The organism is Deinococcus sp. QL22 (genome assembly GCF_023370075.1).
Classification (GTDB): domain Bacteria; phylum Deinococcota; class Deinococci; order Deinococcales; family Deinococcaceae; genus Deinococcus.
Map to the genome: position 1 here is coordinate 1,335,400 of NZ_CP097149.1, position 24,601 is coordinate 1,360,000.

Annotated in this window: 24 protein-coding genes (1 of these 24 cut by a window edge); 11 read left to right on the forward strand and 13 right to left on the reverse strand. The window is 61.0% G+C overall.

Features of this window, described 5'->3' with window-relative positions:
- Positions 1-225: 225 nt before the first annotated feature.
- The 6 genes from pyk to M1R55_RS06530 form a co-directional block, all read right to left on the reverse strand.
- Positions 226-1,677, reverse strand: coding sequence for a pyruvate kinase (gene pyk, locus M1R55_RS06505; protein WP_249393873.1), 1,452 nt, complete (start codon positions 1,675-1,677; stop codon positions 226-228).
- A 129-nt stretch (positions 1,678-1,806) separates the two neighbouring features.
- Entirely contained in the window at positions 1,807-3,075 is a 1,269-nt protein-coding gene (gene eno / locus M1R55_RS06510; RefSeq protein ID WP_249393874.1) for a phosphopyruvate hydratase, read from the reverse strand.
- A 246-nt stretch (positions 3,076-3,321) separates the two neighbouring features.
- Positions 3,322-4,404 (reverse strand): DNA polymerase III subunit beta, encoded by a 1,083-nt coding sequence (dnaN, locus tag M1R55_RS06515; RefSeq protein ID WP_249393875.1) that lies wholly within the window; start codon positions 4,402-4,404, stop codon positions 3,322-3,324.
- A 404-nt stretch (positions 4,405-4,808) separates the two neighbouring features.
- The gene (gene dnaA / locus M1R55_RS06520; protein ID WP_249394154.1) at positions 4,809-6,179 is read right to left on the reverse strand and encodes a chromosomal replication initiator protein DnaA; all 1,371 of its coding nucleotides are present in this window, start codon (positions 6,177-6,179) and stop codon (positions 4,809-4,811) included.
- Positions 6,180-6,398: 219 nt separating this feature from the next.
- The gene (locus tag M1R55_RS06525) at positions 6,399-6,815 is read right to left on the reverse strand and encodes a DUF4397 domain-containing protein (protein WP_249393876.1); all 417 of its coding nucleotides are present in this window, start codon (positions 6,813-6,815) and stop codon (positions 6,399-6,401) included.
- Between the two features lie 155 nt (positions 6,816-6,970).
- Complete coding sequence (locus M1R55_RS06530) at positions 6,971-7,960, reverse strand: NAD-dependent epimerase/dehydratase family protein (protein WP_249393877.1); 990 nt, start codon at positions 7,958-7,960, stop codon at positions 6,971-6,973.
- Positions 7,961-7,994: 34 nt separating this feature from the next.
- Between M1R55_RS06530 and M1R55_RS06535 the strand changes: the two genes are divergently transcribed.
- Positions 7,995-8,282, forward strand: coding sequence for a hypothetical protein (locus M1R55_RS06535; RefSeq protein ID WP_249393878.1), 288 nt, complete (start codon positions 7,995-7,997; stop codon positions 8,280-8,282).
- Between the two features lie 15 nt (positions 8,283-8,297).
- On the opposite strand, the gene dprA is transcribed toward M1R55_RS06535, so the two are convergent.
- Entirely contained in the window at positions 8,298-9,395 is a 1,098-nt protein-coding gene (gene dprA, locus M1R55_RS06540) for a DNA-processing protein DprA (protein ID WP_249393879.1), read from the reverse strand.
- Positions 9,396-9,577: 182 nt separating this feature from the next.
- Here dprA and M1R55_RS06545 point away from each other — a divergent pair, with 182 nt between their 5' ends.
- The 6 genes from M1R55_RS06545 to M1R55_RS06570 all read left to right on the forward strand — a co-directional run bounded on the left by M1R55_RS06545 (position 9,578) and on the right by M1R55_RS06570 (position 15,294).
- Positions 9,578-10,330, forward strand: coding sequence for a metallophosphoesterase (locus M1R55_RS06545; RefSeq protein WP_249393880.1), 753 nt, complete (start codon positions 9,578-9,580; stop codon positions 10,328-10,330).
- 76 nt (positions 10,331-10,406) lie between these two features.
- The gene (locus M1R55_RS06550; protein ID WP_249393881.1) at positions 10,407-11,375 is read left to right on the forward strand and encodes a DNA polymerase III; all 969 of its coding nucleotides are present in this window, start codon (positions 10,407-10,409) and stop codon (positions 11,373-11,375) included.
- A gap of 51 nt (positions 11,376-11,426) precedes the next feature.
- Complete coding sequence (locus M1R55_RS06555; protein ID WP_249393882.1) at positions 11,427-12,089, forward strand: MBL fold metallo-hydrolase; 663 nt, start codon at positions 11,427-11,429, stop codon at positions 12,087-12,089.
- Between the two features lie 130 nt (positions 12,090-12,219).
- Positions 12,220-13,179: a glycosidase gene (locus M1R55_RS06560; RefSeq protein WP_249393883.1), complete on the forward strand. Its 960-nt coding sequence runs from the start codon at positions 12,220-12,222 to the stop codon at positions 13,177-13,179.
- A gap of 78 nt (positions 13,180-13,257) precedes the next feature.
- On the forward strand, positions 13,258-14,457 hold the full coding sequence (locus M1R55_RS06565; protein ID WP_249393884.1) for a low temperature requirement protein A: 1,200 nt from the start codon (positions 13,258-13,260) through the stop codon (positions 14,455-14,457).
- A gap of 162 nt (positions 14,458-14,619) precedes the next feature.
- Entirely contained in the window at positions 14,620-15,294 is a 675-nt protein-coding gene (locus M1R55_RS06570; RefSeq protein WP_249393885.1) for a DUF2270 domain-containing protein, read from the forward strand.
- A gap of 34 nt (positions 15,295-15,328) precedes the next feature.
- On the opposite strand, the gene M1R55_RS06575 is transcribed toward M1R55_RS06570, so the two are convergent.
- The 3 genes from M1R55_RS06575 to M1R55_RS06585 form a co-directional block, all read right to left on the reverse strand.
- The gene (locus M1R55_RS06575; protein ID WP_249393886.1) at positions 15,329-16,186 is read right to left on the reverse strand and encodes a CDP-alcohol phosphatidyltransferase family protein; all 858 of its coding nucleotides are present in this window, start codon (positions 16,184-16,186) and stop codon (positions 15,329-15,331) included.
- Between the two features lie 127 nt (positions 16,187-16,313).
- Positions 16,314-16,691, reverse strand: coding sequence for a hypothetical protein (locus tag M1R55_RS06580; RefSeq protein ID WP_249393887.1), 378 nt, complete (start codon positions 16,689-16,691; stop codon positions 16,314-16,316).
- Complete coding sequence (locus M1R55_RS06585) at positions 16,688-17,599, reverse strand: hypothetical protein (RefSeq protein ID WP_249393888.1); 912 nt, start codon at positions 17,597-17,599, stop codon at positions 16,688-16,690. The genes M1R55_RS06580 and M1R55_RS06585 overlap by 4 nt, the downstream gene beginning before the upstream one ends.
- A gap of 79 nt (positions 17,600-17,678) precedes the next feature.
- On the opposite strand from M1R55_RS06585, the gene M1R55_RS06590 reads away from it, so the two are divergent.
- Both M1R55_RS06590 and M1R55_RS06595 read left to right on the forward strand, forming a co-directional pair.
- Positions 17,679-18,458: an APH(3') family aminoglycoside O-phosphotransferase gene (locus tag M1R55_RS06590; protein WP_249393889.1), complete on the forward strand. Its 780-nt coding sequence runs from the start codon at positions 17,679-17,681 to the stop codon at positions 18,456-18,458.
- Between the two features lie 125 nt (positions 18,459-18,583).
- Positions 18,584-20,821: an MMPL family transporter gene (locus M1R55_RS06595; RefSeq protein ID WP_249393890.1), complete on the forward strand. Its 2,238-nt coding sequence runs from the start codon at positions 18,584-18,586 to the stop codon at positions 20,819-20,821.
- A gap of 74 nt (positions 20,822-20,895) precedes the next feature.
- Here the strand turns inward: M1R55_RS06595 and thrB are convergent, their stop codons facing one another.
- Entirely contained in the window at positions 20,896-21,804 is a 909-nt protein-coding gene (thrB, locus tag M1R55_RS06600; RefSeq protein ID WP_249393891.1) for a homoserine kinase, read from the reverse strand.
- Between the two features lie 109 nt (positions 21,805-21,913).
- A complete protein-coding gene (gene thrC, locus M1R55_RS06605; protein WP_249393892.1) occupies positions 21,914-22,954 on the reverse strand; it encodes a threonine synthase in 1,041 nt (346 codons plus the stop codon).
- A gap of 385 nt (positions 22,955-23,339) precedes the next feature.
- On the opposite strand from thrC, the gene M1R55_RS06610 reads away from it, so the two are divergent.
- Both M1R55_RS06610 and M1R55_RS06615 read left to right on the forward strand, forming a co-directional pair.
- Positions 23,340-23,609: a GlsB/YeaQ/YmgE family stress response membrane protein gene (locus tag M1R55_RS06610; protein WP_249393893.1), complete on the forward strand. Its 270-nt coding sequence runs from the start codon at positions 23,340-23,342 to the stop codon at positions 23,607-23,609.
- Positions 23,610-23,845: 236 nt separating this feature from the next.
- Positions 23,846-24,061, forward strand: a complete 216-nt coding sequence (locus tag M1R55_RS06615; RefSeq protein ID WP_249393894.1) for a L28 family ribosomal protein — start codon at positions 23,846-23,848, stop codon at positions 24,059-24,061.
- A 96-nt stretch (positions 24,062-24,157) separates the two neighbouring features.
- Here the strand turns inward: M1R55_RS06615 and lspA are convergent, their stop codons facing one another.
- Positions 24,158-24,601: the 3' portion of a signal peptidase II gene (gene lspA, locus M1R55_RS06620; RefSeq protein ID WP_249393895.1), read on the reverse strand. Its footprint extends 99 nt past the window's final position; only the last 444 of its 543 coding nucleotides appear in the window; the start codon falls outside the window, past its right edge; the stop codon is at positions 24,158-24,160.

Sequence of the window (24,601 nt, forward strand, 5' to 3'; positions counted from 1 at the left end):
TGTCTGACTCCCAAATCGTTGGATTTGGCGCTGTAGGGGCAAAGTTATGCACAGGAAGGTGTGGACAACCCCTGGCGGCTGTGGATAACGTGCCAAAGCGCAAAAACCTCAAGTTGTACCCAAGAGTTATCCACAGGGAGCATGTGGATAAACCGCGTCCCTGTGGATAAAAAGCTGACCGCCCCATCACATTTGGCGGTGGGGTCGGCCAGGACAAATTTATGGTTAGACTCGGTCGCTCATGTCCTCTTCGCGCAACCGCTCTACGCGCAGCATGTTGGTGGTGCCGCGCACGCCGAACGGGACGCCCGCCGTAATCACGTAGCGGTCGCCCACATCGGCCAGACCGCTCTTTTTAAGCTCGTCATTGGCAATGCGTACCATGTCGTCGGTGTCGCGGGGGTCTTCGCTGAGCATAGGCACGACGCCCCAGGACAACGCCAACTGGTCACGCGTCTGGATGTTGGGAGTGAGGGCCAAAATCGCCAGTGGGGGCCGGTTCTTGGCAATGCGGGCCGCCGCGCCGCCCGTGCTGGTAAAGGTCACGATGGCGGGCGAATCCAGTTTTTCACCGATGGTACAGGCGGCGTAAGCGATAGAATCCTGCGCCAGTTCGGTGTCTACCACCAGTTGACGCTGCAACATCAGGTAGTGCTCGCTCCCTTCAGCCTCGCGAGCAATTCTGTCCATCATCGCCACCGATTCTACCGGGTACATGCCTGCTGCCGACTCGGCAGACAACATCACGGCGTCCGTGCCGTCGTAAATGGCGTTGGCCACGTCCGACGCTTCGGCGCGGGTAGGGCGAGGCAGGCTGATCATACTTTCGAGCATTTGCGTGGCCGTAATCACGGGCTTGCCTGCTTCACGGCACATCCGAATGATGCGCTTCTGGATGGTGGGCACCTGTTCTGCACGCATTTCTACGCCGAGGTCGCCCCGGGCCACCATGATGCCGTCCACTTCTTTCAGGATGTCCTCGAAGCGGTCTACGGCCTGCGGCTTCTCAATCTTGGCCATCAGTTTGGCGCGGCTGCCAAAGCGCGACAGGTAGTGGCGGGCCAGCAGCAGATCGTCGCGGCTGCGAACGAAGCTGAGAGCCACCCAATCCACACCAAGTTGTGCGCCAAATTCCATGTCCTGCACGTCCTTATCAGACAGCGCGGGCACAGACAGGTCGGCTTCGGGCACGTTGATGCCCTTATTGTTTTTCAGGACGCCGCCCACGACCACAGTGGTCTGCACGTCGTTGCCACGCACGCCATCAACGCGCAGGGCCATGTTGCCGTCGTCGAGCAGCAGGGCCATACCGGGGTGCACGTCTTGGGCCAGGCCCTTGTAGGTCGTGCCCACGCGCTCGGCGTTGCCTTCCACATCGTCATCCATTGTGATGATGAACTTCTGGCCCTTGACCAGCGTGACCGCGCCTTCCGCAAAGCGGGCCACGCGAATCTTCGGCCCCTGAAGATCTTGCAGGATGCCAATGCTCACGCCTTTTTCGGCAGCCAATTTGCGAACCATCTCGAAGGTCTGACGGTGGTCATCAGGATCGCCGTGACTGAAATTCATACGAACCACGTTCAGGCCCGCGTCAATCATGCGGCCCAAGACCTCGGGGCTGCGGCTGGCGGGGCCGATGGTGGCAACAATTTTGGTGGCGCGGTCAAAATGCTTCATGGGTGTACCTGCTTTGGAGAGAGTCTGATCGGCTTGAACTGCTGTGGAAGGGATTCCAAGTCCTGTCGCACAAATGGGCGGATCAGGGTCATGGCCCCACCGCCCACCTGCTTCGGGCCAACGCGGGGCCTAGCGCAGGGCTTTGCGGCCAAGGAACACGGCGCGGTCGCCCAGGCCATCTTCAATTCGCAGCAGTTGGTTGTATTTGGCGATGCGGTCAGAGCGGCTGGCGCTGCCGGTCTTGATCTGTCCGGCATTGGTGGCGACGGCCAGATCAGCAATGAATGCATCTTCGGATTCGCCGCTGCGGTGGCTGATGATGGTGCCGTAGCGGTTGCGCTTGGCGAGTTCGATGGCGTCCATGGACTCGGTCAGGCTGCCGATCTGGTTCACCTTCACCAGAATGGCGTTGCCCACGCCCGTATTGATGCCGCGCTGAAGGCGTTCGGGGTTGGTCACGAACAGGTCGTCGCCCACGAGCTGCACCTTGTCGCCGATTTTTTGGGTCAGCAAGCGCCAGCCGTCCCAATCGTCCTCGGCCAGGCCGTCTTCGATAGACAAAATAGGGTAACGGGCGGCCCAGTCGGCCCAAAAATCCACCATCTCGGCGGTAGACAGCACGCGGCCTTCGCTTTCAAGGTGGTAATTGCCGTCTTTGTACAGCTCGGTCACGGCAGGATCGAGCGCGATCACGATGTCCTTGCCGGGTTCGTAGCCCGCCTTCTCGATGGCTTCCAGCAGCACACTGAGGGCTTCCTCGTTGCTCTTCAGGTCAGGGGCAAAGCCGCCCTCATCGCCGACGTTGGTGTTGTAACCGCGTGCGCTCAACACTTTTTTCAGCGCGTGGAAGGTCTCGGCGCCGTAGCGCAGCGCCTCACGGAAGGACGGCGCGCCCACAGGCATGACCATGAACTCCTGAAAATCCACGGAGTTGTCGGCATGTGCGCCGCCGTTGATCAGGTTCATCATGGGCACAGGCAGCGTTTTGGCGTTACTGCCACCGAGGTAGCGGTACAGCGGAATATCGAGTTCCGCGGCGGCGGCGCGGGCCGTGGCGAGGCTGACGGCCAACACCGCGTTGCCCCCCAAGCGGCCCTTGTTGGGCGTCCCGTCGAGGTCAAGCATAGCGGCGTCGATGGCGGCCTGATCGCTGGCGTCAAGGCCCACAACGGCTGGCCCCAAAGCCTCGTTCACGTTCTGGACGGCCTTCTGCACGCCCTTGCCCCCGTAACGGCTTCCCCCGTCGCGGAGCTCCAGCGCCTCGTGCGTGCCGGTACTGGCCCCACTGGGCACGATGGCGCGGCCCACATAACCGCTGTCGAGATGAACTTCGGCCTCTACGGTGGGGTTCCCACGCGAATCCAGCACTTCACGGGCCATCACTTTTTCGATGTTCATGCGTTCCTCCGGGTGTTTCTTGGTCTCAAATCTGGATTCAACCCGCATCCCGCCGCATCCCAAAATGGCGGGGCGCTAGGTGTACTTCGAACACTATAAGCGCCCCGTGTCAGGTGTGGATGCACCCGGTCTAACGTGGTAACCCGTGTTGGCATTCGGTGAAAACTGTCGGGGAATATCTCAGAAAACAGAAATCGAGTTGGTCAGTGGTCTCTGCAGATGCCCGTGCCGCCCCTCACTGGCCCCTTAGACGCGCAGCGTGACCATGACTGCCATGTAGCCGCCTCCACCACTTGCGCGGAAGATGGCGGGGCTTGTGGAGCCGCTGAACAAAAGCTCGGCGTCGCCCTCAATCGGGCCGAGGGCATCAAGGACGTGTCGGGCATTGAAGGCCAGACTCATAGCGGGTTCGGTGCCGCCCTGCACGACATCCAAGGTGTCTTGGGCACGGCCATAGTCGCCCTCGGCAGCCAGCAGCAGCTTGCCCTGAGACACCTGAAATTCCACCCGATTATTGGCATTTTTGTCGGCCAGCACGGCCACACGATTCACGGCGTCTTTGAGAGCGGTCGCAGGTAGCGTGACCTGCAAGCGGATGTCCTTGGGAATCACCCGCTCGTAGTCGGGGAAGTCACCGTCGAGGAGTTTCAGATTCATTCGGACGCGGTCTGTGGTCACGGTCAGCATGCCTTCGCCGTAGGTAAATCGGGCCTCGCCGTCCTTCAGCACGCGAATCAGTTCGTCGGCGCTGCGGGCGGGCACGATCAGATTCTTGCCGTCGCCGCTGGCCGGAAAGTCCCGAATTGCAACGCGGTAGCCGTCAGAAGCCACCACCCGCGCCGTTTCGCCCCGGTGTTCCAGCTTGATGCCCCGGAAGACCGCCTGAAAAGCTTCGTTGCTGGCGGCGTATCGCACGCTGCCAAAGGCCCGCGAAAGTTCCCCGGCGTCCAAACTCACGTCGGCCTGAGTGGGGAACGACAGGGGCGGGTAGGCTTCCAGATCGCCGGTTTGTAGTTTGAAATTCGAGCCGCCAGCACGTACGGCAAGCTCATTCCCAGTCAATTCCAGTTCCACGAGTTCGCCGCCCAAGCTGCGGACGATCTGGGCAAACAGGTGGGCTGGGATGACAAAGTTTTGCGGTTTTTGAACTTCCGCAGGCACAAAGCAGGACAGGTCAATTTCCAGATTCGTGCCGCTGAGCGTCAGACCTGCTTCTGTGGCTTCGACTTTCAACGAAGTGAGGAGGGGGTTGCTGCTGCGGCTCGGGATCACACGCTCAAGAAGCCCTAGACCTTCGCTCAAGATTTTTTTGGTGACATGCGCTCTCATGATGGGTGACCTCTGGGCAGGAATGGAGAGGGGAGAGAATTGGGCTTACTCCCTCATGGATGTTTCTATCTTTTATCTGTCTTTATATAAATAAAAAGATAGTAGTAGTAGTAATAGGGCCTGTGGAAACTGTGGAAAAGTGGTTTAGGCGAGCGCTGGGCGCAAGTTCATCCTGTGGATAAAATTGTGGATAAGTGGCACTTGCCTGTGGATAACCTGTGGACAAAAATGGCACTTATCCACAGGCCTCAATTGACCCAGGGTTATCCACAATTTTATCCACAGAAAAATGGCACTTATCCACAGGTTATCCACAGGGTTATCCACAGCTTGTGAAACTCCGCACACGGTTTTGGAACGCTGTATGGAACTTATTCAGACCTGCGCGTAAAACGATTGCCCTATTATGCCTCATTTTCTTCCTCATCCAAGCCCTGCATTCGCCTTCGCAAACTCGAAACCGAGGCGGTCAGTTCTGTATCTTTCCCCATTTGCTCCGTGACTTTGCTCACGGCGTGCATCACCGTGGAGTGATCGCGCCCAAAAAATTGGCCGATTTCGGGGAGGGAATGACTGGTGAGTTCCCGAATCAGATACATGGCGACTTGACGTGGTACCACGACCTCCCGCACACGTCCTGCCCCGCGTACCACGTCCTGCGGCATGTTGAAGTGCGCGGCCACTTGCCGGAGTACGTCAATCATCTCGACTTTAACTTCTTGTGGTGTAAAGACATTGCTTAGGGCTTTGGCCGCCACCGCACGCGAAAATGGCACATTATTTAGGCTGCTGAAGGCCACGACGCGCATCAGTGCGCCTTCCAGTTCACGGATGTTACTCGTAACTTGTCGGGCAATCAATTCCAGCACATCTTGCGGGATATCGATGCGATTATGTTCCGCATTCATCTTCAAGATCGCCACACGAGTCTCAAATTCTGGCGATTGAATATCAGTGATCAGACCCCATTCAAAGCGGCTTCTGAGGCGGCCTTCTAGCGTTTGAATGTCTCTAGGTGGCCGATCTGAACTCAGGATGATTTGCTTATGATTTTCATACAGAGCATTGAACGTGTGAAAAAACTCTTCTTGCGTTCGTTCTTTGCCTGCCAGAAATTGAATATCATCGACCAGCAACAAATCCACCGAACGGTATCTGTTGCGAAACAGAGTCATTTTGTCGTCACGAATAGCATTAATCAGATCATTGGTAAAGCTTTCCGTCGAAACATACTCGATTCGCTTCCCCGGAAAGCGTTCCATCATGTAGTGGCCCACCGCATGCATCAAGTGGGTTTTACCCAAGCCCACATCTCCGTAGATAAAGAGGGGATTGTAGGCCTTGCCGGGAGATTCGGCCACCGCCAACGCCGCTGCATGGGCCAGATTATTGTTCGGCCCCACCACGAAATTTTCAAAGGTGTATTTGGGATTCAGGCTTTTGCGGTTCTCAAAGGGTGCGGGCGAAGGAGAGCGCATGGGCGGGCCGGGCGGTGGCGGCGGGTCTTGCGGCATGAACATGGCTTCCTGCACGGCGGGCAGCACCTGAAAACTCACGGCTGGATTTTGCGCCCCCAGACTACGGAGCGCGTCTTCCAGCAGGTCTAAATAGTGTTTGCGAAACCACTCCTGCGCGAAACTATTCCTGACACCGAGTACCAGCGACCCCTCCTGCACGCCCAAATTTTTGACCGGGGCGAACCAGGTGTGATACTCGACTTCGGAGATGTTTTTGCGGACGTACCCCAGCACGTCCGCCCAGATTTCCTGCGAAATAAAGCACACCCCCCTTCTGTCCTGCGTTGGCTTGGTGTCGTCTTGACCCAACCCATGTCAGGCCAGCATACCACTCCCGTTTCTGTGGTCACGGCGCCGCAGCGGTTTTTTGGGTTTGACTTGATGATTAAATACAAGTTTGACCTTGAGACCGGAATACAACAAAAGCCGCCTGCTAGTTTGAACAGCAGGCGGCGTCTTGAATATTATTTTGTAGCGTCAATCACCGTTGATCAACTGTTGAATACTATGATTTCCGCTGAAAAATGCTAAGGTATAATCTGTTGCGCCGTCATTGTTTTGAAATCCAAGAGCATACGATTGATTGGCGGCCAAATTGATACTGCCTTGAGTGACCACCAGACCGTCATAAGCCGTTTTGACCATAATGTTGTGGCTGCCGGGTGTGAGGTTGAGGAGGGTAGCTGCATCTGTAGCCAAAGCTTGTGCAACTACTTTCTGGCCGTCTACGAATAAATCGACTGCTCCAGCTCGCCCAGTATCAACCAAAAAGTAGAGGGTGGCCGCGTCGTTGTTGGCGTTGAGGCTCTGTTGCCCTGTTTGAGCCTGAGCAACGGTAAAGGCAGTGGTCAGCAGCAGGGCGGCGGTCAGGGCAGGCAGTTTCAGGTTCTTCATGGTGTTCCTCCGGGGTTCAGGGGCCGGTCTCGGCTTCCCTGTTGCCCAGAGAGTAGGCGGGGCGTTCTAAGGTCTAGTGCAGCGCTGTCGAAGAAGTGATACAGGTTTTAAATGAATGATGCAGAACCAAGCTGTGGTCATCAGGAAATTCTGTCCTACATGGCGTTTTTCGTCTTTAGAGCTTTGGCTTCCCGCTCCGAGGTCAGCGCATATACCGTCTGCTGACCCGCACTCCACACCCGCGTGTCCTGTGCGGTTGTGGCCGGGTCGGTCAGGGTCAGACCAGCGGCCAGGGCACGGGTGGCGTCTACATCCATCAGGCCGCCCTGCTCGCTGTCATCGGCCAGATAGAGCGGGAGGTCGCGCCAGCCGATACCCTGAGCTTCCAGTGTGGCGGCGTCTACCCAATGCACCGACTCTGCGCCAATGGCAGTCATGAATTGGGCCCAGGTCAGGCGCGGGCCAGCCACGTTGAAGATGCCGGGTGTGCCGTCTTCTAGCACCCGCACGGCAAAGCGTCCAAAGTCCCGCGCATCTATGGCCTGCATATGGTCGGAGCCGTTGCCCGGAGCCAGCATGGGCAGGCCGTCCTGCCGAGACTGTGCGGCCCGGTCCGGCCAGTACGGGTAGCGGGCGGTATGGTCGAAGGGGCCAGCCACAATTTGTGGGCGCAGGATGGTGGCACGGTCTGCGAACACGTCCTGCACGATCCGTTCACAGGTGACTTTGAGGGGGCCGTAACTTTCGCCCGTTACTTCGGTCAGGTCTTCCGGGGCGGCGGGCAACAGGGGATCGGTTTCGCGGACAGGGTGACGGTTCTGTTCGGCATACACACTGACTGTGCTGACGAAAACATAGCGCCTCACGCTGGCCGCCAAAGCCTCGGTACTGGCCCGAACTGCGGCGGGCGTGTAGCCACTGACATCTATACAGGCATCCCAAGTGCGGCCCGCCAGAGCGTGCAAGCCCGCCGCGCCCTGTTCTCGGTCGCCTTGCAAACGTTCCACGTGGTCGGGCAATTCATCCGGGGACTGACCGCGTGTTAGCACTGTGACCGTATGACCCGCTGCCAGGAGTGCTTCTACGATGTGCCGCCCGACAAAACGAGTGCCGCCCAAGACCAGAACCTTCTGGGTTGTTGTCATGCCCGCAGAATGCCACGGCGCTACACTCTGCGCCATGAAGATTCGGTTCACGGCGGGGCGGGTGCGGGTGCGCCTGGACGATCTGGAAACCGCGAGCCTGGCACGTGGGGAACAGCTGGAGACCGGGGTGACTTGGGCGGAGGGGGGCTGGAGCCTGATCCTCGATCCATTGGGTGTGGGCGTGCGTGGTGAGGCAGGTCGCCTGACCGTTGGCCTGAAAGACGTGCTGCCCACCCTGCTCGATCCTGCCCAGGAAGGCGTGGCCTTGCCCGGGCCGCCGCGTGTGGACGTGGAAAAGGATTATGGGCCTCAACACGAATAGAATAGCGGCCTGCTTCTACCGCCGCACCCAGCGTCCCCCCACTTCCTCGGCCATCCCCTGCAGTTGCAGCATCACCAGCGCGGTTTGCAGTTCCGAGAGGCCCAGGCCTGTGCTGGCTTGCAAGCTGTCTAAGGTAGAAGGGGCGTTTAGCGCGGCCAGCACGCGTGCTTGATCGGGCGGCAGGTCGGGCAGCGGCGCGGTGCGGGCCTGTCCCCAGCCCATCTCGTTCAGGATGTCCTGCACGTTTTCGGTCAGCACGGCTCCGTCACGGATCAGGCGGTGGGGGCCAGCGGCGCGGGGATCGCCTGCCAGTCCGGGTACAGCAAACACAGTGCGGCCACATTCCAGCGCGTGTGTGGCCGTAATCAGGGAACCCGATTTCCACTCGCCTTCTACCACTAATGTGGCCGCACTCAGCGCCGCGATCAGCCTGTTTCTGATGGGGAAGTGGTGCGTGGCTGGCCCGGTGCCCAGCGGATATTCGGAAATCAGTGTCAGCTTTTGGGCCAGCGCAGTGTTTTCGTGTGGATAGATCATGTTCACGGCGCTGCCCAGAATGCCGATGCTCAGGCCACCCGCCTCGGTGCTGGCACTGTGGGCGGCGGTGTCTATACCGCGTGCCAGGCCACTAATCACGGTCACATCGGAGCGGGCCAGATCGGCGGCGATTTTGCGGGTCAGGGCCAATGCATGCGGGCTGGCGGCGCGGGTTCCCACCACACCAACCGCACGCGGCACGGTGGGCAAGTCGGGCAGCGGCCCCAGCACCCACAGTACGGCGGGCGGGTCGCCCAGCGAATCCAACGCTGCCGGATAGCCCGGCAAGCCCCGGCCCAGCAGGGTCACGCCTTCGCGCTCCAGTTTCCCCAGTTCGGCTTCGGCCTGTTGCGCGGGTTTGGCGGTTCCTATGCCTGCCAGCGATTTGGCATCCAGTCCCGGTGTGTGGCGCAGTTCCGTCAGGGGCGCGTTCAGGGCGGCCCACGCACTGCCAAAGCGTTGGCACAGGTTTTCTATGCGGCGTGATCCCAACTGCGGCGTAAACCGGAGTGTCAGCAGGGCCAGCAGTTCTTCGGCTTGTTGGGAGGTCGCAGAGGAATTGGAACCGGATGTCACTCAGCCAGCATAGCGGTAAGATGAAAGTAAATGTCAGGGTGTTCAATAAAATCCTGGAGTCTTCCCCTAGAAGAGGGTGATAGCTCAGCCCCAGGGATTCTTGCTCGCTGGCTGTCCCCAAAGCTGACTCTCTGTACAGAATATCTTCATCCCCTGACAGTTCAGGCGCGTATCATGGCCGGGTGCGGCTCCTGCTGCTTTCTGACATTCACGCCAACCAGACAGCTCTGGAAGCGGTTTTGAGCGATGCCGAATCCAAGCGGCACGAGCAGGTCATCCACCTTGGCGACGCGCTGGGCTACGGCCCCCACCCCCGCGAAGTGCTGGATACCCTGCGTGATCTGGACGCCGTGTGCGTCATGGGCAACCACGATCAGATGCTGCTGGATTACGCTGAGGGCCGCCGCGAGATCAAAGAGAGCATCGTGTCTCAGGCCCTCTTATGGCAACTGGAGCGCCTCTCTGAGCGAGACGTGGCGTGGGTGCGGACGTGGCGCGACGGCATAGACGACCCCGATGTGGGCGCACGCTACCGCCACGGCACGCCAGTGAGCCTGGACGATTACACCGATTCGGTCACAGCGGCCCGTGACGCTTTTCAGCAGTGGCAGGGGCGGCTGGGATTCGTGGGCCACACGCACGCGCCCAGTGTCTACGCCACCCTGAACGCCCCGGTGGGCGAGTGGATCAAGCATCAGGCGTTTCAGGAGGGGGGCAGTTATATGGTGCCGCCCAGCGCCCGCGTGATCCTGAATCCGGGCAGCGTGGGCCAGCCCCGCGACGGCAACCCCAGAGCCAGCTACGCCATTTTCGACTCGGTGCGCGGCCATTTCGAGGTGTTCCGGGTGGCCTACAACATTGGGCGCGCACAGGAAGCGGCGCTGAATGCGGGCTTGCCGCAGGTGTTGGCGGCGCGGCTGGCTATAGGCAAGTAGGCTAGAGGCAAGTACGTTAGAAACACAGAGGACGTGGGTAGTGGCGACTGGGAAAACATCAAAAAAATCGGCTGAAATGGAGCCGACAGTTCTGGCTATTGGCCCGCTGACGGCGCAGGCGGCGCTGCTGCATGGGCCTTTGCTGGAGCAGACCGGGCTGTTTGGGGGCAATGCCCTGCTGCTGACCGGGCCAGCGCGGGTAGGTAAATTGGCGGTGGCGTGGGCGGTAGCCGCACAGTTCAACTGCTCCGGCATTCGCGGCATGTCGGGCGAGGCGTGTGGGCAATGCCCGTCTTGCCGCACGTTGGCGGCAGGCACGCACCCCGATGTGCTGACCGTAGAGCCCCGAGCCACCACCAGCACGGGCAAAACGGCGCGGCGCAAAATTATTCCGATTGGGGCGATTCTGGACAGCCGAGACGATAAGAACGAATACGACATTCACGTCTACGAGTTCTTGGAAGTCCAGCCCACCTTCAGGCGGCGCGTGGTCATCGTGAGCGGCGCGGAATATCTGGGCACCACCGCCGGAAACGCCCTGCTGAAACTGGTGGAAGAACCGCCGCACGGGGCCATGTTCGTGTTCTTGGCCGAAGATGCGCGGGCCGTGCTGCCCACGATTGCCAGCCGCAGCGCCCGCCTGAGCGTCTCGCCCGCGCCTGACCAAGCGGTGGCGTTTGCCTTAGCCAAAGCAGGCCACGATCCTGACCCCGAACTGGTGGCCTTCGCCGCAGGACGCGCCGGAGTGCTGGCCGACCCGGACACGGTGCGGAGTGCTTTGGCCGATGCCCGCGAACTGGAAGAAGCCATCGGCACGGGCCTCCTGACCGCCCTAGAAGCTGCCGAACGCCTGGAAAAACGCTTTGACCCGGCGTGGCATCCTGAGGCGTTGCGCTTTGTGTGGCAGCCCCGCCCCCCCGCCCAGCGTGCCCGTGCCGACACTGCGCTAGACGCCCTGCAAGCCGCGCTGGAAGCCTACGCCAGCCCCAGCCTCAGCTTTCAGGTGTTCGTGCTGGGATTGCGGGATGCGTTCGGGTTGGCATAGAGCGGGTTCACCTTCCAACCCAACCCCGCCTTCCCCCAGTACACTCCCCCCATGACCCGCCCGCACACCCAACCCCAACTTCACGGTTCTACCCAAGTGTGGACACTGGCGACTGGCCCCCTGCAAGAAAACGCTGTGATAGTCGCCGGAACGCAGAATGAAGGCTTCCTGTTCGATCCCGGCGATGAGGCCGACAAGGTATGGGCATGGGTGCGGGCTTCCGGCGTGACCGTGCGCGGAATTTTGCTCACCCACGCGCATTTTGACCACATTGGGGCGGTGCAGCCCATGCGCGAGGTTCTGAAGGTGCCCGTGTATCTGCATCCCGCCGATCTGCCGATTTACCAGCTGGGCGCGGCGAGTGCAGCCCGCTGGAATTTGCCGTTTATCCAGCCGGAAGCGCCCGAGCATGGGATAACGCAGGGGCAGACCTTTACGGCGGGCGACCTGACCCTCACGGCCCGCGAAGTGCCCGGACACGCGCCCGGCCATGTGGTGTTCGTGGATGGGGCAAAGTCTGTTGTCGTCGCCGGAGACACCCTGTTTCGCGGCAGCATTGGCCGCACCGACTTGCCTGGCGGCAACCATGCCCAACTGTTGGCGGGTATCGCGCAGGAACTCCTGACCCTGCCCGACGAGGCCGCCGTTTATCCGGGGCACGGGCCAGCCACCACCATCGGCTTCGAGCGGCGCACCAATCCATTTCTGAAGTAGGGGAGTGGTTGAGGCGCTCTAGCTCTGAGCTGTGCGCTGTGCATTCCAGTAGGCTTTAATGACTGATATTTCAGATGTGCTTAGACCCCTAGGCCCTAGACCATTAGACGTCCTCCCCAAAGGAATCTCCATGACCCACACCCCCCCACCCGCCGGAGTCTTCGATGCCGTCGCCACCCTGCGGGCCGATGACGGCCACCGCTTCCTGCTTCAGCGTCATCCACAGAGTCCCGTACTGCGCCCCAGTCCCCTCAATGCGTGGGAAGCCATGAACGTCTTCAACGCCGCCGTCTTGCAGCACGGGGGCCTGTTCCACATGCATTACCGGGCACAGGGGATAGATTTCGTGTCCAGCATCGGCTACGCGGTGTCCTCTGACGGTCTGACGTGGAATAAGTTGGAGCGGCCTGTCTTGGCCCCGCGGGAGCCCTACGAATCGCGTGGGGTAGAAGACCCGCGTGTGACGTGGCACGAGAACGACCAGTGTTTTTATATGGCCTACACCGCCTATTCTCCGCTCGGCATCATGCCCTGCCTCGCCCGCTCGCATAACCTGATTTTGTGGGAGCGGCTCGGCCCGGTTATTCGCGGCGAGGACAACAAAGACCATGTGCTGTTTCCGCGCAAGATCGGCGGGCGATACGTGATGTTTCACCGCCGCCCGCCCAGCATCTGGATTGCGTATTCCGACGACCTGCTGAACTGGACAGACCACCGCGAAATTATGGCCCCGCGCCCCGAATTGGCTGGCTGGGACGAAAAGCGCGTCGGCGCGGGCGGCGTACCCATAGAAACCCCGCACGGCTGGTTGGTGCTGTATCACGCCTACGATCAGCGCCATGTGTACCGCCTGTCTGCCGCGTTGCTCGACCTAGAAGACCCGTCCAAAGTGCTGCGCCGCCCTGCCGACTTCATTATGGAACCCACCGAAACGTGGGAAATCCGGGGCGATGTGCCCAACGTGGTGTTCTCGTGCGCCAATCCGGTGGTCGGCGATGAAGTCTGGCTCTATTACGGCGGCGCAGACCGCATGGTGGGGTTGGCCACCTGCAAACTCAGCGATCTGATGGAGTTCGTGCTGGAGCCGTAATTCGTCCCCCAAGTCCAAACCCTACTTGGCACCCAGACAACCACACGTTCAGATGAGATTCTGATGATGTGAGAATTTATGCAAAGCAATTTTAGACTCTGGTGGCAAAAGCCCCAACTGCATGACCCCAGCAGCGACGCCAAGCGGGTCACCTGGCTCGAACTGTTTTACGATCTGATTTTTGTGGTAGTTATTGCGCGGCTGGCACACCATCTGGCCGAGCATCCCGACCTGAAAACATTTACCGAATTTGTATTGCTGTTCATTCCGGTGTGGTGGGTGTGGCTGTCTATCGCTTATTACAATGAACGCTTTGAAACCTTCGACCTCAGTTTCCGGGCCTTTACCTTTCTGCAAATGCTGTCGGTGGCAGCGATTGCAGCTACGGCAGAATACGGCTTCAGCAAAACGGCCACCGGTTTCGCCCTGTCTTACGCTTTTGCACGGGCCATCATTACCTTCATGTGGTGGCGGGCGGGGCGGCACAATCCGCAAACCCGCGTCATCACAGACGTATATGTCAGAAATTTCAGCATCAGCATCGTGCTATGGGTCGTCGCCGCCTTTGTGGGTGGGCCGCTGGCGCTGGCGCTCAAGGGTGCCGGATTGTTCATCGACTTGGTGACGCCCATGCTGACCCTCAAGGATCAGCACAAGGCTTTTCCTGCGGCGGCCCGCAAGTTGCCGGAACGTTTTGGTCTGTTCGTCATTATCGTCCTGGGTGAAAATCTGGTGGGAATCGTCAACGGTCTGGCTGATGCCGAGCAGCTCAATGCCGTCATTTTGCTGCGGTTCGTCCTCGGGTTCATTCTGGGGTTTGGGCTGTGGTGGGTCTATTTCGACTATATCGGGCGGCTGGAACCCGATTCGCACAACCGCCGGAAGTTCATCACTTGGTCTTATCTGCATCTTCCCCTGGTGATCGGCATCACCATGATGGGCGCAATGATTCAGCACGCCATTGCCCCGCATGGAGAAGGGCCGGATGCCCAGAGCGTCGACATCGGCGTGCGCTGGTTGCTGGCGGGCGGCTTTGCCCTGTTTTATCTGGCCTGCGCGGGCCTGGAACACACGCTGGAAGGCGGAACTTTAATCCCGGCGCGAACCATTGTGCCCCTGAGAATTGTCACGGCGGGCGCGGCGTTGTTGCTGCCCCTCTTGCCTGTCAGCCTGTCTTGGATGGTTCTGGGATTGATATTTCTGCACGTGTTTCACGTCGTCCTGGGTGTGCGGGCGTGGTTCAGCAGTTCTAATGCTGGCCGCACAGACTCCCACTGATGGAACGTGAACCCAGCCAAGAATCCCTGGAACGCTGAACTCAGGTGACCCCAAATAGCTCACTCAGAAACGCGCCGTTTTGCGCCTGTGGGTGAGGTATTTGTTGATCCCACTGCGCTACCCTGAGCATATGAACCTTTCCTCGCCTATGGTCACGGCCTGATGCCCGGCTCTGGCGGCGGGCCGGGGGCCATGCTGGGCAGCGCCCTGACCGAAGCGAGTTACAGCACCAACACCGCCAACGCCCTGATTCACCTGTACCGCGCCGAAGTGGGCAAAATGACGGCCTACCGCCAGCGCCTCGATATGACCACCAATTGGTCAGTCGTCACTACGGCGGGCCTCGCCTCGTTTGCCCTGGGTGATCCCAACAACAGCCACGCTACCTTCCTGTTTGCCATGTTTATGAACTATTTCTTCCTGCGCTTGGAGGCGAGGCGCTTTCGCAGTTTCGAGATTGCCCACCACCGGGTGCGGATTATGGAACGGTTTTTTTATCCGGCCATGTTGGGCGACAAAGTGGATACGGGCTGGCATCAGTTGCTTCTGGCCGAACTGAGCAAACCCCGCAGTCCCATGACCCGTGCCGACGCGCTGGGCTGGCGGCTGAACCGCAATTACCTGTGGATTTACACGGCGGTGCTGTTCGCGTGGTTTGCCAAATTAGACCTCAGTCAACCCAAAGGCTGGACGCTGGAATTTCCCGACGCCTTGTCTCTGGCCGACATCGGCAACTTTCCTGGCTGGCTGGTCTTTGCCGGAGTCACGGCCTTCTATACCCACCTGATCGTGCTGGCGGTGCGGGCGGCGCAAACGTATCCGTTGGAAGAGGGGTAAGGATTAGAGCTCGTGGTTTGGCGTGTTCCACGTTCTACGATCTAGGTTTTGCCGATCTTTCTACCTGCCCTTCCCGCCACAGTTGCGCCCCCAACAACACCGCCGCTTGAACAGGTAAACTGGCGGCATACAGTCGTGGTTTGCCCAACAACAGGCACGCTCCCAGCGCCAGCAATTGCGTACTCAGGCCCAAATTGGCGGCAACTCCAGTGATCAGTTGTGGCGTGTAGGCGACCCGCTGGGTTTGGGTTGGAGCGGGGCCAGTGACGGAGGTCAGGCGGCGCTCAAATACCGTTCCCAACAGCTTCTCCTGCGGCACGAAATAGGCGGCGTACACGGCCTTCAGGGCGGCCAATACCTGCGGGTTGTCTGTACTCTGGGCAGGAGAAGCCCGGAATTCTTCGCCCCGTGCGGCGCGGTAATCGCGTTCCCACAGGTAATCCACGGTCAGAATCAGGCTTTGCAGCAGCGTCAGCGGGATTCCCCAGCGGCCCACCAGCGCCACATTCAGCGCCACGTTCACCACCAGATCCATTTCGGTGTCCAGATAACGCCCCGTTTCGGTGGTCTGTCCGGTGGCGCGGGCCAGTTGGCCGTCCAAGTTGTCCAGCACAGTCTTGACCTGAAGCAGGAGCGCAGGGGTCAGCCGTCCTCCACGCCGAATGGAATGGGCCACATACAATCCCAACGCCGTATGAAACAGCACCAGATGGGCCGGATTCACACCCCGGCGGGCAAACGGGCCGATTAAACGCTGTGCCACAGGCCGGAATATCCGCTCGGACGCCCACTCGATACCGGGGCGGGCCTTGCGCGTCTGCTCTAGCGTGGGGGCCGCTAAGTCAGAGTCAGCCAACTGGGGGCCGGATGGGGGAGAGGAGGCAGCGGGCATGGTGTCCAATAGTTTGCACCAACCCGGCCCGCCCGCATCAAAACCTCACCAAAACGACAACCCTGCCGCATGATTGCTCATGCTCGGCGGGGCTGAAACTGTCAGTGTAAATAAGGACTGTCAGACTTTAGCGGCGGCCACCCTTTGGCGCACTCTTGCGTACTCCGGCATAGCGGTTGCGTTCCTTGCGGCGTTCGGCGCTGGTTTGGCCTGCCTTGTTTACAGGCGCTTTGCTGCCCGCGCCCAATCGGCCCCCGCCAACCCGGCTGGGTGCAAAAGTATCTACCATCAGATAACGGGCCAGCGGGACATACAGCAGCAGCACGAAAATCAGCGTTCCCCACCACGTATCCAGATACGGCCCCAGCCCCACGGCCCGCAGCAGTCCGCCTACTAGCGTGGCGAAGATGGCAAACAGAAACACACGCACCGTCAGTTTAACGATTTTGCCGCGAGTAAAACCGGGTTCGGGGTCAGGGGTGGTCAGCCAGCGCCAGATGTTCATGCGGATTCGTCTCCCGTGTTGATTTCTGAGATGCCATTCGCGGGCCGTGCCGCCGCGCCCAGCGTAATCCTGTCCCTGAAGGCTTCCAGTTCGGGCCACTCGGTTTGCCCGGCGTCCAGATCGATCAGCAGCGTGGGCGCGTGCATCCGGGCGGCGGCGCGGGTCAGGGCGGCGCGGTGGGCAGCGTCACGTGCCGGGGCCACAAAAATCACGCCCCGCACGGCACTTTTGCCCGACAACAGCGACGCCGCGCCAAACAGTTCCCGCTCGCCCGCCGGAATCTGCCCGGTGTCTTCCATCCGCACGGCCCGCGCCAGCACCTGCGCCACAGGCAACTCGGAAGAAAAGACGGCGTGCAGGCCAAGGTCATCCAGCGCCGGAGCCAAGCCGCCCGCCAGAATGTCTTCGGCCAGCAGCGAGCGCGGCCCGATCACGGCCACTGTGACCCGTGACGCCATCGCCAGCGGCGGCATATCCTCGCGTGCGCCGCGCGATTTGGGCTTGACCCGCTCCAGGGCCAGCCGCATTCCGCCCGGATTCTGGGCCAGTTTCAGGCCAATCTCAGTGGCAACGGTTTCCAGCGTGGGGCCGCCGTCGGGAATGGGCATCAGTGGAGGCAAACTGCTGATGCGCCGCGAGAGCAGTTCGGTCAGTGCCTCGCCCCAGGCGTCGTTGGCGACGGGCGCACTCTGCGGCACCAGCACCGCGTCTACCCGTCCCAGCGCCAGAATGCGCCCCAATGCCAGTTGCACCTGCACGGGTTCTCCCGGCAAGCTTTCTTGCCCCAATGCCAAAGCTTCGGCGTCGGTCAGGTCAGAGACGGCTCTCTCGACCCCGAGTTCCTTAAGGTACGCCGCCCAGTACCCCGACAGACGCGCCGCACGCGATTCCAATAAGCCAACCTTCACGCCCGCAGTGTACAGGGCCGGAGTGTTCACAACCGCGAGCTTGATTCCCTCTCCCGCCCTCACCCTCTATCCTTTCCCCATGTCCGACCCGTTCCCCACTCTGCCCGACGCCCTGCGCCGTGTCCTGCCCGCTGGCCGCTGGGAAGCCGTGACCGAGGGCCAAAGTGGCGCGGGCGTGTGGAAGTCCCAAAAATATGTGCTGAAGGTACAGGAGCGCGGCGGCCACCCGGCCAGTACCTTGCAGCAGGAGCGCGAGCGGCTGCGCTGGCTGACGGGGCGTGTGCCCGTGCCTGCGCTGATCGGCTTTGAAGTGAGTGCCACACACGAATTCCTGGCCACGTCGCGCCTGCCCGGAATCCCCATGAGCCACCCCGACGCCCTGCTGCACCCCGAGCGCGTGGTGAATCTGCTGGCCCGTGCCCTGCGCGAACTTCACGCCCTGCCCGTCAGGGATTGCCCCTTTTCCATGACTCTGCCAGTCACGTTACGGCTGGCCCGCGAACAGGTAGAAGCGGGCGCGGTAGATGAAACCGACTTCGACGAGGAACGCCTAGGCCGCAGCGCCATCAGCATTTTCAACGAGTTAGCCCGCACCCGCCCCGCCGCCGAAGACATCGTGGTGACGCACGGCGACCCGTGTTTGCCCAACCTGATCCTGAACGGCGAATGGGTAGAAGGTTTTGTGGACGTGGGCCGCGCCGGGCTGGCCGACCGACACGCTGACTTGGCGTTGGCCCACCGCAGCCTCAAATACAATCTGAACGCCGCCCACGCCGAAGCCTTTCTGGAGGCTTACGGGCGCGAGTGGGTAGACCCGGAGAAGCTGGCTTATTACCGCCTGCTAGACGAATTGTTCTAGAGAGGAGTCGAACGGAGCTGAGCAATTGCCCTTTCTCAGACCCTTCGACCCTAGACCCTTGGACTGCCCTACCTGTAGCCCTTCCGTCACGTCCAAACTCGCCCCCCATGCTCTACTCGGGTTTCATGCGTTCCTTCTCCCTGTTTGTCACCCGGCGGCCCTGGCTGGTGCTGGCCCTCTGGGGTTTGGCGGCGCTGCTGTCGGTGCCCTTCGCGGCCCGCGCTCCCGGCGCACTTTCGGCCAATCCCGGCAGCCTGCAAGACTCCGATGGCCGCCGCGTCATCAACATTCTGCGCGAACGGTTTGGAGAGCTGGACACCAATACGGTGTTGCTGGTCACGCGCAGCACGCCGCCACTGGATACGCCGCAGGGCAAGGCCGCCTACGACCAATTCGTGCGGGGGCTAGAGGGCGTGCAGGGCGTGACGCGGGTGCTGCGCCAGGATGCTCAGACCACGCTGCCCACGCGGGCCGAAGACGGCGTATTGGCCCTCACGGTGGCGCAGATTCCGCTCGAAGAAGGAGCCACCGAAACGCTGGGGCGGGTGCGCGAGTACGCGGCCAAGGTGGAAGCATCTCAGGTGGGAGCGTCCGGCCCTGGCCTCAGCATCCGCATTACGGGTGGGCAAGCCATTGCCGACGATTTCACCGCCTTTGCCGAAAGCGATACCAAACGCAGCGAGTTCGCCGCCCTGCCCCTGACCGCTCTAGTGCTGCTGCTGGTGTTCGGGGCGCTGGTGGCGACGGGGCTGCCGTTGGTGGTGGGCGTGCTGAGTATCACGGTGGCTATGGCCTGTCTGTTCGGCCTCACGCGGGTCATGGAAGTCAGCACGTTTGCCCAGAGCATCATCACGCTGATCGGCCTGGGCGCGGGCATCGATTACGCCCTGCTGATGGTCAACCGCTTCCGCGAAGAATTGGCCCTAGACGGCGATTCGCGGGCGGCGGCGGCCCGCACCGTGCTGACAGCGGGGCGCAGTGTGGCCTTCAGCGGCGTCACGGTCGCAATTGCGATGGCGGGCCTGATCTTGCCGCCGCTGGCCTTCGTTCGCAGCATGGGCCTCGGCGGGGTGCTGGCCGTGCTGCTCACGGTTCTGGCGAGTCTCACCGCCCTCCCCGCTATGCTGGCCTTACTGGGCGAGCGGGTGAATAGCCCCCGCATCCTCAAATTTCCGTGGGCACAGAGCAGCGCGGCCTCCGAAGCCTGGACGGCCTTTGCCCGCCGCGTCACCGCCCGCCCCTTCCTCGGCGTCATCCTCAGCACCGCATTCCTGCTCCTGCTGGCGCTGCCTGCCCTGAACATGAAAACAGGCTACGCGGGCGCATGGGGCCTGACGCCGGGAGTCGAAAGCCGCGACGCGCTCTCGGATGTTCGGACGCTGGGTGCGGGTGGGCTGCTCAGCCAGTTTGAGGTCATTCTTGAAAATGGCGGGCGCTACGACTCCGAAGACCGGGGCAAGTTCCGGGCAGTGGTGGCCGACTTGCGGGGCTTGCCGGGGGTGGCAACTGTCCTGAGTCCCTTCCTGACCGCTGCTGACCTGACCAATAGCGCGTCGGGTGGTACAGACGCTATCGCTGCCGTGACCGCGCTCACCCGGCGTTCGTTCAGCACTGACCGCCAACTGTTGCGCGTCACGGTCATTCCCGATACGGCGCTGCGGGCAGACCGCATAGACGCCTTTGAAACCCAGATTCGCCGCACGCTGGACGCCAGCGGTTACCGCTACACACTGGGCGGCGCTCCTGTGGGCGAGCGGGAATTCAGTCAGGCCATCACCGGGGCGCTGCCCACCGTCATCGCGGGGGTATTTATCGCCACCTTTTTGCTGCTGATGGTAGCCTTCCGCAGCCTGCTCATTCCCCTCAAAAGCATCCTGATGAACGCCCTCACGGTGGCCGCCGCCTATGGAGTGGTCACGCTGATCGTGCAGGACGGCTTCCTGGCCTCTTATCTGGGCATTCCGCAGGATGTGGGCGTGCTGGATTCCAGCCTACCGCTGCTGCTGTTTGCCGTGCTGTTCGGCCTCAGCATGGATTACGAAATCTTTTTGCTCTCACGGGTGCAGGAAGAAGTGCTACGCGGCCATTCCAACGACGAGGCGGTGGTGCTGGCGGTGGGGCGCACGGCCCGGATCATCACCAGTGCGGCCATCATCATGTTTATCGTGTTCTGCGCTTTCATCGTGGGGCGCGTGGTCGCCAATAAAAGTATCGGCCTGGGGCTGGCGGTGGCCGTGCTGCTGGACGCCACGTTGGTCAGACTGGTGTTGGTTCCTGCCTTCCTCAAAATTGCCGGAAAGTGGAACTGGTGGCTTCCCGCGTGGTTAGACCGGTTGTTGCCGCAGGTACGGATAGAGCATTAAACAATGGGTAAATCGTAGAACGTGGATCGTGGTTTGGCGTTTGCCCCACGATCCACGTCCCACACTCCACGCTCCTAATGCCGTTCGATCACCGTGCCCACCGCGTCAATCGGCAAATCAAGCACCGTTCCAGTCAGGCCGTTTTTAGCCATCACCGTATGCAGGTAAGTGTGCAGCCGCGCCGTGTCCTCGCGGGTGTCGTGGAAGCACAGCACGGTTGGCCCCGCACCACTCAAGGCGGCTCCCAGTGCGCCGTGCTTGTGCGCTTCTTCCAAAATATCGCTGAGGCCGGGCACGAGGGGCGCTCGCCAGATCTGGTGAATGTAGTCCTGCATGGCGTGGCGCAGCAGATCCAGTCGGCCCACGCTCAGGGCCGCCGCCAGCAACGCCGCATGAGACAGCGCGTGAACAGCGTCGGCGCGGCTGTATTCCTTGGGCAACACGGCGCGGGCCTTGCTCGTCGACAGCTCAAAGTCAGGAATTAAGACCGTAACGGCCAAGTGTGCGGGCGGATCCAGGCGCACATAATGCGTGCCCAACTTGTCCAGTGTCGCCACCACGATGCCGCCAAACAGCGCCGGAGCCACGTTGTCGGGGTGGCCTTCTTCCCGCGCGGCCACATCCAGCACAACTTCTGGGGTCAGAGGAGTGCCCAGCAGTTCGTTGCCCGCCACGATTCCGGCCACCAAGGCGGCGGCGCTGCTGCCCAAGCCCCGTGCCAGCGGCACATCGGACTCGATTTCTATGCGGGCGTGTGGCAAGGGCTGGCCCGCACGTTTGGCGGCCAGGAGCATGGCCTTGTACACGTAGTTGCTCTCGTCGTGCGGCGTGCCGTCCAGTCCCGCGCCCATCGGCACCACTTTGGTCACGCTCTGCGGCGTCACGCGCAACGTGGTGTACAGCGGCACGCTCAGGCCGAGGCTATCGAAGCCCGGCCCCAGATTGGCGCTGCTGGCCGGCGCACGAACGGTAAACGCCGTCATCCAGCTCTCAACAAGAGCACTACCAGATATTCAGCATTCCAGCCCATGAGCCACGATCCACGATCCAGCTTTCTGCTTTCCCACATCCCACACTCCACGTCCCACATCCCTAAAGAATAGTCGCCAGCACGCTCTGCATGTCGGCTCCCACCGCCACAGGCGCGGCCATGTTCCGCATCGCGTTGTTGGGGTCTTTCAGTCCGTTGCCTGTCAGCACCGCTACCACACGCGATCCCGGCTTCAGTTTTCCGGCAGTGTGCAGCTTCAACAGGCCTGCAACGGGGGTAGCGCTGGCAGGCTCGCAGAACACGCCTTCGCGGGCAATCTGAAAGTAGGCGTCCATGATTTCGTCGTCGGTGGCCATGTCGAACAGGCCGCCGCTTTCGCTGACTGCTGCTTTGGCAAGGTGGGCGCTGGCAGGCGCACCAATTCGGATGGCCGTTGCCAGCGTTTCGGGGTTGTCCACCCGTTCCAGCCCACGCGCCAGAGGAGCCGCCCCCGCCGCCTGAAAGCCCCACATTCTGGGCAAGGTGTCGGTGATGCCCCGTGTGCGGTACTCGCGGAAGCCCATCCAGTACGCGCTGATGTTTCCGGCGTTGCCCACAGGCAGGGCCAGAATATCGGGAGCCGCGCCCAGCTCGTCCACGATTTCAAAGGCAGCCGTTTTCTGGCCCTGAAGGCGGTAGGGGTTCACGCTGTTCACGAGGGCAATCGGGTGTTCCCGGCTGATCTGCTGCACCAAACTCAGGGCGGCGTCGAAGTTGCCGTTGATCGCTACGATCTGCGCCCCATAAGCTACCGCCTGCGCCAGTTTGCCCAGTGCAATGTTGCCGTCGGGAATCAGCACGATGCAGCGCAGGCCACTGCGGGCGGCGTAGGCGGCGGCGGCGGCGCTGGTATTGCCCGTGCTGGCGCAAATCACAGTGTCCGCGCCGTCCTCTACCGCCTTGGCAACCGCCATCACCATGCCCCGGTCTTTAAAGCTGCCGGTGGGATTCAGTCCCTCGTATTTCAGGAACAGCTCTATATCCAGCAGTTTGCTCAGGGCGGGCGCGTGAATCAGGGGCGTGCTGCCCTCGTGCAGGCTCAGGGCAGGCGTCTTGTCGGTGATGGGCAAAAAGTCTCGGTAGCGTTCTAGTAGTCCGGGCATAGGGATCGTGTCCTCCGCGCCGCCGCACCCCTGGTAGCAACCCTGTTGGGCAACACAGTAGGCGGGCGAATCAAGTCTGCCTATGCTAGCGGTGCAGTTGCCCCGGCGTGGTCGGGGGGGCAAGACAAGACGGGCCTTGCCCCTGATTGGCGGCCTTCTATCCCGCCGGAACATCAGCTTGAAGTCAGAGATGAGCTTGCTGGTCGCCCTTTGCATAGCCCAGCTTGATCAGCGGTTTCGCTGGTGCTTACCCCATGTTGGGCCAGTCTTGAGAAGGTGTGCTTCACTACACTGATGGGGGGGCGTGCGTCTCATGCTCATCCCACAACGCGCTTCACCTCAGAAGCAAGCATCGTTGAAACTCAACGTCCAGGAGGTAAGAATCATGGGTTGGATCATCACTATTCTGGTAGGTGCCCTCTGCGGTTGGCTCGCAAGTCTCATCATGAAGACCAATGCCCAGCAGGGCGCAGTGGCAAACATCTTGATCGGTATCGTGGGCAGCATCATCGCTCAGTTCGTCTTCGGTAACATGCTGAACATTGGCGGAGCCGGGGTTGCAGGCAGTGGCTTTACCATCTGGAGCATCATCTGGGGCGTGGTCGGTAGCGTCGTGCTGATCGCCATTCTCAAGGCTCTCAAGGTTCTGCGCTAACACCTTTCTTCTCTACTAACCGGGCATCCCAGTGGTGTCCGGTTTTTTCATGCCTGCGTCTCAATGCCTCACCTTTAAGATTCGTCACTGGGTCTGTGCGGGACTTATCTTGCCCATTTTGAATGTGCTACATTCGTAAGGCTTGTCTGTTCCCGCCCGGCGTGGCAGACGCTCCAAAATGGGGCGCGGCCTGCGGGCAGTGCAGCGGAATCAGACTCAAGAAGGGAGAGACCAACATGTCAAAAGTATGCGAAATGTGCGGCAAAGGGCCGATTGTCGTCAACTCTGTGGTGCGCCGTGGTAAGGCCCGTGCGGCAGGCGGCGTAGGCCGTAAAGTCACCGGTGTTTCCAAAACCCGTCAGGTGCCTAACCTGCAACCCCTCACCGTCACCCGTGCGGGTATCAGCCTGCGCGTGCGCGTTTGCACCAAGTGCCGCCGCAGCCTGATCTAAGCTAAGCAAGACCAACCGCTGCCTCTGTCCGTTCTGGATGGGGGCAGCGGCCTTTTGTTGGTCTGTTTCTATCCCCTATCTGCCACAGCCTATTTACTACAACTTCGGTTTGCGGTCATTCACAAAGCTGGCGATCAGCAGCAGCAGAGTACCGCCGACCACGCAGCTATCGGCAATATTAAAAATAGGAAAATCGCCTGCATTCACGGCGCGGGTCACGGCACTCAGGGCAGGCGAGTGAATCATATCCGTCACTTTGCCCTGACGAATGCCGTCTATGGCGTTGCCAATAGCTCCGGCAGAAATCAGGCTCAGTACCACAGTCACGAAGCGGGTTTGGGGCCGGAAAGTCAGGTAGCCCAGAATGCCCAGGCCGATCAGCAAGCGCCCAATCGCCAGCGGAAGCGCCGAGCCGCTGAACAGGCTCCACGCCGCGCCGGTATTAAAGGTCAACACCCAATCGATCAGGCCGGGAATAAAAGGGATGGCAGGCTGGCCCTGAGTTAGGTTGGCCAAGGCCCAAGCCTTGAGGGCTTGGTC